Source organism: Pseudomonas sp. UYEF17, from assembly GCF_040546125.1.
In the GTDB taxonomy this organism is placed as follows: Bacteria; Pseudomonadota; Gammaproteobacteria; order Pseudomonadales; family Pseudomonadaceae; genus Aquipseudomonas; species Aquipseudomonas putida_Z.
In genome coordinates this window covers 82,440-88,750 of record NZ_JBEPNE010000022.1, presented here as the reverse complement: position 1 = coordinate 88,750, position 6,311 = coordinate 82,440, and the positions used below count along the sequence as shown (strand labels likewise).

General features: G+C 64.4%; 5 protein-coding genes. 3 read left to right on the top strand and 2 right to left on the bottom strand.

The annotated features are described in order from the left end of the window. Positions 1 to 173: 173 nt before the first annotated feature. The gene (locus ABIB24_RS23945; protein ID WP_003247094.1) at positions 174 to 1,520 is read right to left on the bottom strand and encodes a class II 3-deoxy-7-phosphoheptulonate synthase; all 1,347 of its coding nucleotides are present in this window, start codon (positions 1,518 to 1,520) and stop codon (positions 174 to 176) included. Positions 1,521 to 1,636: 116 nt separating this feature from the next. Here ABIB24_RS23945 and ABIB24_RS23940 point away from each other — a divergent pair, with 116 nt between their 5' ends. Continuing rightward, entirely contained in the window at positions 1,637 to 2,392 is a 756-nt protein-coding gene (locus ABIB24_RS23940) for a spermidine synthase (protein ID WP_025338183.1), read from the top strand. Between the two features lie 485 nt (positions 2,393 to 2,877). Continuing rightward, positions 2,878 to 4,557, top strand: a complete 1,680-nt coding sequence (locus ABIB24_RS23935) for a DEAD/DEAH box helicase (RefSeq protein WP_025338184.1) — start codon at positions 2,878 to 2,880, stop codon at positions 4,555 to 4,557. A 189-nt stretch (positions 4,558 to 4,746) separates the two neighbouring features. On the opposite strand, the gene ABIB24_RS23930 is transcribed toward ABIB24_RS23935, so the two are convergent. Beyond that, positions 4,747 to 5,514 (bottom strand): DODA-type extradiol aromatic ring-opening family dioxygenase, encoded by a 768-nt coding sequence (locus ABIB24_RS23930; protein ID WP_354317371.1) that lies wholly within the window; start codon positions 5,512 to 5,514, stop codon positions 4,747 to 4,749. A gap of 101 nt (positions 5,515 to 5,615) precedes the next feature. Between ABIB24_RS23930 and ABIB24_RS23925 the strand changes: the two genes are divergently transcribed. Continuing rightward, positions 5,616 to 6,266 (top strand): thiopurine S-methyltransferase, encoded by a 651-nt coding sequence (locus ABIB24_RS23925; RefSeq protein ID WP_354317370.1) that lies wholly within the window; start codon positions 5,616 to 5,618, stop codon positions 6,264 to 6,266. The last annotated feature ends 45 nt before the right edge of the window (positions 6,267 to 6,311 follow it).

Sequence of the window (6,311 nt, the reverse complement as noted above, 5' to 3'; positions counted from 1 at the left end):
CGCTGCAGGCCCCATCCATGGGGCCTCAGCGCTTGACGGGCATCCATGCCCGTCACCTCCCTCCGCAAGCCCTCTGCTCGGCCTCCTGAAGTCGCAATCGGCGGCGCCTGAACTATCGCGCTCCTAGAAGCAAGATCAAAAGCGAAAAGCGAAAAGCGAAAAGCGAAAAGCACTCAGCGCCGCACCTGCTTGAGGGTTTCGGCAATCAGGAACGCCAGCTCCAGGGACTGGTCGGCATTCATCCGCGGGTCGCAGTGGGTGTGATAGCGGTCGGACAGCGCATCCTCGGTGATCGGCCGGGCGCCGCCGATGCACTCGGTGACGTTCTGCCCGGTCATCTCGATGTGGATGCCGCCGGCATGGCTGCCCTCTGCCTGGTGCACCTGGAAGAACTGTTTCACCTCATCCAGGATCTGCGCAAAGTCGCGGGTCTTGTAGCCGCTGCTGGCCTTGATGGTATTGCCATGCATCGGGTCGGAGCTCCACAGCACCTTGCGCCCTTCGCGCTCGACCGTGCGGATCAGCCCCGGCAGGTGGTCGCCGACCTTGCCGGCACCCATGCGCACGATCAGGTTCAGGCGCCCGGGGTCGTTGGCCGGGTTCAGCGTGTCGATCAAGCGGATCAGTTCTTCGGGGTTCATGCTCGGGCCAACCTTGACCCCGATCGGGTTGTGCACGCCGCGCAGGAACTCCACATGGGCACCGTCCAGCTGGCGGGTGCGGTCGCCGATCCACAGCATGTGCGCCGAGCAGTCGTAGTAGTCGCCGGTCAGGCTGTCCTGGCGCACGAAGGCTTCTTCATAGTTCAGCAGCAGTGCTTCGTGGGCGGTGAAGAAGCTGGTTTCACGCAGTTGCGGCGCGCTGTCCAGGCCGCAGGCGCGCATGAATGCCAGGGTTTCGTCGATGCGGTTGGCCAGTTGGTGGTACTTGTCGGCCAGCGCCGAGTTGGCGATGAAGTCCAGGTTCCACTTGTGCACCTGGTGCAGGTCGGCAAACCCGCCCTGGGCGAAGGCGCGCAGCAGGTTGAGGCTGGCAGTGGCCTGGTGGTAGGCCTGCAGCAGGCGCTCCGGGTCGGGGATGCGGCTTTTCGCGTCGAAGCCGATGCCGTTGACGATGTCGCCACGGTAGGCGGGCAGGGTGATGTCGCCGATGGTTTCATCGCCCGATGAGCGCGGCTTGGCGAACTGCCCGGCCATGCGCCCGACCTTGACCACCGGGCAGCCGGCGGCGAAGGTCATGACAATGGCCATCTGCAGCAGCACCTTGAAGGTGTCGCGGATTTTCGCCGCCGAGAACTCGGCGAAGCTCTCGGCGCAGTCGCCACCCTGCAGCAGGAAGGCGCGGCCTTCGGTGACCTCGGCGAACTGCCGGCGCAGCTCGCGCGCCTCGCCCGCGAACACCAGCGGCGGGTAGCTGGCCAGGGTCTGTTCGACCTTCAGCAGGTGCGCGGCATCGGGGTAGGTCGGTTGCTGCTGGATCGGCAGGGCGCGCCAGCTGTCGGGGCTCCACGGTTGGTTCATCTCGGGCTCGGTCTTGTCGGTTGTAGGCTATGGGCCATGGTAACAGTTGGCGCTGCGCTTGTTGCATCGAGGGTGTTGACGGACAATGCGCGTTTTTGCGCGGGTGGGTGGTGAGCATGGCGGCGGAACGGGAAGAGCGGCTACTGGCACGGGTGGAGGACGCCTTTGGCGTCATCAGCGTGTATGAAGTCGACGACTACCGCTTTCTGGAATTCGGCGATGCGATCGAGCAGAGCTGCGTGTTCACGGCCGACCCCAGCTGGCTGGAGTACGACTATACCCGCGCCATGCTGGTGGGGGCGCTGTGCCACGAGCAGCCGGAGAGCGCGCTGTTTCTCGGCCTGGGTGCCGGCACGCTGACCCAGGCCTGCATGAAATTCCTGCCGCTGGACGACATCGAGGCCATCGAACTGCGCCCGGACGTACCGCGCCTGGCCATGGAGTACCTGGGCCTGGACGACGACCCGCGGCTGTATGTACGCATCGGCGATGCCCTGGAGCTTTTGCCCACGGCGGAGAAGGCCGACCTGCTGTTCGTCGACCTGTACACCGACCATGGGCCGGGGGTGGGCCACCTGGCGTGGAACTTCCTGGAGAACTGCCAGCAGCAGCTGAACCCGGGTGGTTGGCTGGTGATCAACCAGTGGGCCACCGACGATGGCAAGCCGCTGGGCGCGGCGTTGCTGCGCGGGTTGTACCACCGGCATTACTGGGAGCTGCCGGTGAAGGAGGGCAATGTGATCCTGCTGGTGCCGGCGGACCTGGAGCAGACGCTGGACCTGGATGGGCTGAAAGCCCGGGCCGAGGCGCTGGCGCCGCGCCTGGGATATAGCCTCGAGGGGCTGATCCGCGAGATTCGGCCGGCTACCTGAATGGCTGGCGCGGCCTATGCGATACCTGTAGCGGTTCGTGTAGGAGCGGCCTTGTGTCGCGAAAGGGGCGCGTAGCGGCCCCGGATTCCAGCGTCAATGCAAATATTGCCGGGGCCGCTCTGCGGCCCTTTCGCGACACAAGGCCGCTCCTACAAGGACCGCGCCAGGCTCCAGGGGATTATCGATTCAGCTTGCTGTGATTGATGGCCCGACACTGGCCAGGCACCCTGAAAATATTCCTCACGTCTGCGCACGATTTCGGGTATAGTACGCGCCGGTCTTTTAGCGGACCGCAAAATCAGGTGGTGCAAACCCTCCGAGTCCAGCTTCGGCTGCACGTCCGCTAGGCGGACTTTCCCACGTTTTCTTTTTCAATCGTTTTCGCAAATCCCCGCCGCCAAAGCTGCCTGGGTGACCTGTCGGTCTTTCATGGCTTGTGCAGCTTTGGAGCATGGGTCTTTGCGGATGCACCTAGAGGCAGACCCATGACCCAGGAAACCGGCGGCTTCGCCGCTCTCGATCTCAATCCGAATATTGTTGCTGCCGTTCTGGCGACCGGCTACGAAGAGCCGTCCGCCATTCAGCAACAATCGATCCCGATCATCCTCGCCGGTCACGACATGATCGGCCAGGCGCAGACTGGCACCGGCAAGACCGCTGCCTTCGCCCTGCCGATCCTCAACAAGATCGATGTGAGCAAGCGCGAACCGCAAGCCCTGATCCTGGCGCCAACCCGTGAGTTGGCGCTGCAAGTTGCTACCGCTTTCGAAACCTACGCCAAGCAGATGCCGGGCGTGAACGTGGTCGCCGTCTACGGTGGTGCCCCGATGGGCCCACAGCTGCGTGCGATCCGCAACGGCGCGCAAATCGTCGTGGCCACCCCGGGCCGTCTGTGCGACCACCTGCGTCGTGACGAAAAAGTCCTGTCGACCGTGCAGTACCTGGTACTGGACGAAGCCGACGAGATGCTCAAGCTGGGCTTCATGGACGACCTCGAAGTGATCTTCGATGCCATCCCGGCCAGCCGCCAGACCGTGCTGTTCTCCGCCACCCTGCCGTCGTCGATCCGTTCGATCGCCGAACGCCACCTGCGCGAGCCCAAGCACGTCAAGATCCAGAGCAAGACCCAGACCGTTACCGCGATCGAGCAGGCCCACCTGATGGTCCACGCCGACCAGAAGATCCCGGCTGTGCTGCGTCTGCTGGAAGTGGAAGAGTTCGACGCGCTGATCGCCTTCGTGCGTACCAAGCAAGCCACCCTGGACCTGGCCTCCGCGCTGGAAGCCAAGGGCTACAAGGCTGCCGCGCTGAACGGCGACATCGCCCAGAACCAGCGTGAGCGCGTGATCGACTCGCTCAAGGATGGCCGCCTGGACATCGTTGTCGCTACCGACGTCGCTGCCCGTGGCCTGGACGTTCCGCGTATCACTCACGTGTTCAACGTCGACATGCCGTACGACCCGGAGTCCTACGTACACCGTATCGGCCGTACCGGCCGTGCCGGTCGCGATGGCCGTGCACTGCTGCTGGTCACCCCGCGTGAGCGCCGCATGCTGCAGGTGATCGAGCGCGTAACCGGGCAGAAAGTTGCCGAAGCCCGCTTGCCGAATGCCCAGGCCGTGCTGGACGCCCGCATCAAGAAGCTGACCTCGAGCCTGGCGCCACTGGTTGCCGAAGCGGAAGCCACCCACGGCGAGCTGTTCGACCGCCTGACCGCCGACCTGGGTTGCAGCGCGCGTGCCCTGGCTGCTGCCCTGCTGCGCAAGGCCACCAATGGCCAGGCGCTGGACCTGGCTGCGGTAGAGCGTGAGCAGCCGCTGGTGCCGAGCTTCGCCCCGCGTGGTGAGCGTACCGAACGTGGTGAGCGTGGCGAGCGTCCGGAGCGTGGTGACCGCGAGCGCCGTGCGCCGATGCCGCTGGCCGAAGGCCGTGTGCGTTGCCGTACTGCCCTGGGTGCCCGTGACGGCATCGCTGCCAAGAACCTGCTGGGCGCGATCCTCAACGAAGGTGGCCTGGCCCGTGACGCCATCGGCCGCATCCAGGTGCGCGACAGCTTCAGCCTGGTCGAGCTGCCGGAAGATGGCCTGGAGAAGCTGCTGTCCAAGCTCAAGGACACCCGCGTGGCCGGCAAGCAGCTGAAGCTGCGTCGCTACCGCGAGGATTGATCCTGGCGCAATGAAAAAATCCCCGGCTTTGGCTGGGGATTTTTTTTGCTTGTGCCATTTTGGGGCTGCTTTGCAGCCCATCGCGACACAAGGCCGCTCCTACAAGGGATCGCGTACCCCATGGTGACGCGTAACCTCTGTAGGAGCGGCCTGTGTCGCGAAAGGGGCGCAAAGCGCCCCCGGCTATCTTCAGTCGAACCGATAAATGTCCATCCCCAACGCCCCCATGGTAAACCCTTGGTGCACCACCCCGAACTTGCCCCCAGCCCCCAGGGCAAAGAACAGCGGCAGGAAATGCTCATCACTGGGATGGTTGCGCACCGCAAACGGCGCCTGCTGCCGATAACCCAGCAGCGCTTCCTGATCATCCGCCCGCAGCTTTTCCACCACCCAATCCCTGAACGTCAGCGCCCAAGGCTCGATCACATCCGGCCCGGCATGCCAGTCCAGTTCGCCCAGGTTATGGGTAATGCTGCCCGAGCCGATCAGCAGCACGCCCTGGTCGCGCAAACCCGCCAGCGCCTGGCCTACCTTGACCTGCAGCGCCGGCCCCATGTGGCTGGGCAGTGAAACCTGCACCACCGGAATATTCGCATCCGGGTACATCAGCGACAGCGGTACCCAGGCGCCGTGGTCGAACGGCCGCTGCGCGTCCAGCCGGGCAGGCAGCCCGGCAGCCTTCAGCAATTCACTGACCTGGTCGGCAAGGGTGGGGTCACCCGGCGCCGGGTACTGCACCGCATACAGCGCCGGTGGGAAACCGTAGAAGTCATGCCAGGTCTCTGGCTGCGCGCTACCAGTGACCAGCAGTTCGCTGCTTTCCCAGTGCGCCGACACCACCACGATCGCTTTCGGCCGGGGCAGGGCGTTGGCCAGCCCGGCCAGCGCCGGCCCGCTGGCGCCGGGTTGCAGGGCAAGCATGGGGGAACCATGGGAAATGAACAGGCTGGGCAGCATGGCAGGGTCCTGACGGTTAAGATGCACTCATCTTCGATCAACTACAGATCGAAATCCAAACCAACTTTTACCGACAAACCATCTAAAAATCGGGAGTGATCATGGAGCCAGCGTTCTGGCAGCAGCGGTGGGCCGACAACCAGATCGGCTTTCACCAGGCGCAGGTGAACCCCTATCTGCAGAAGTATTGGCCAGCGCTTGGCCTGGCGCCGGGTAGCCGCGTGCTGGTGCCATTGTGCGGCAAGAGCCTGGACCTGGCCTGGCTGGCCGGGCAGGGGTACCGCGTGTTGGGCGTAGAGCTGTCGCGGCGGGCGGTGGAGGCATTCTTCCGCGAGCATGGGCTTGAAGCCGAGGTGCAACAGCGCGGGGCTTTCGAGGTTTGGCGCAGTGGTGACGTTGAGCTCTGGTGTGGGGATTTTTTTGCGTTGAAGGTCGAGGATATCGGCGACTGCGCGGGGCTGTATGACCGGGCGGCGCTGATTGCCTTGCCGCCGCAGATGCGTGTGGCTTACATGCAGTTGTTGTCGGGCTTGCTGCCGGCGGGTTGCCAGGGGGTGGTGGTGACTCTGGGTTATGACCAGGCTTTGCTGGGCGGGCCGCCGTTTTCGGTGGGGGATGAGGAGCTGCGGCAAGGGTTTGCCGGGTGGCAGGTGGATGAGCTGGAGGCTGTGGAAGTGATTGAGGAAAGCCCGAAGTTCTTGCAGGCCGGGGTATCGAGTTTGTTGGAGCGGGTTTACCGGGTCAGCCGCTGACAGGTGTGTAGCCTGCACCGGCCCTTTCGCGGGTGAACCCGCTCC

What these genes read in the sequence shown, in the direction of transcription:
- ABIB24_RS23945 (WP_003247094.1), bottom strand. Translation starts at nt 1,520, where the DNA reads ATGAACCAACCGTGGAGCCCCGACAGCTGGCGCGCCCTGCCGATCCAG.
- ABIB24_RS23940 (WP_025338183.1), top strand. Translation starts at nt 1,637, where the DNA reads ATGGCGGCGGAACGGGAAGAGCGGCTACTGGCACGGGTGGAGGACGCC.
- ABIB24_RS23935 (WP_025338184.1), top strand. Translation starts at nt 2,878, where the DNA reads ATGACCCAGGAAACCGGCGGCTTCGCCGCTCTCGATCTCAATCCGAAT.
- ABIB24_RS23930 (WP_354317371.1), bottom strand. Translation starts at nt 5,514, where the DNA reads ATGCTGCCCAGCCTGTTCATTTCCCATGGTTCCCCCATGCTTGCCCTG.
- ABIB24_RS23925 (WP_354317370.1), top strand. Translation starts at nt 5,616, where the DNA reads ATGGAGCCAGCGTTCTGGCAGCAGCGGTGGGCCGACAACCAGATCGGC.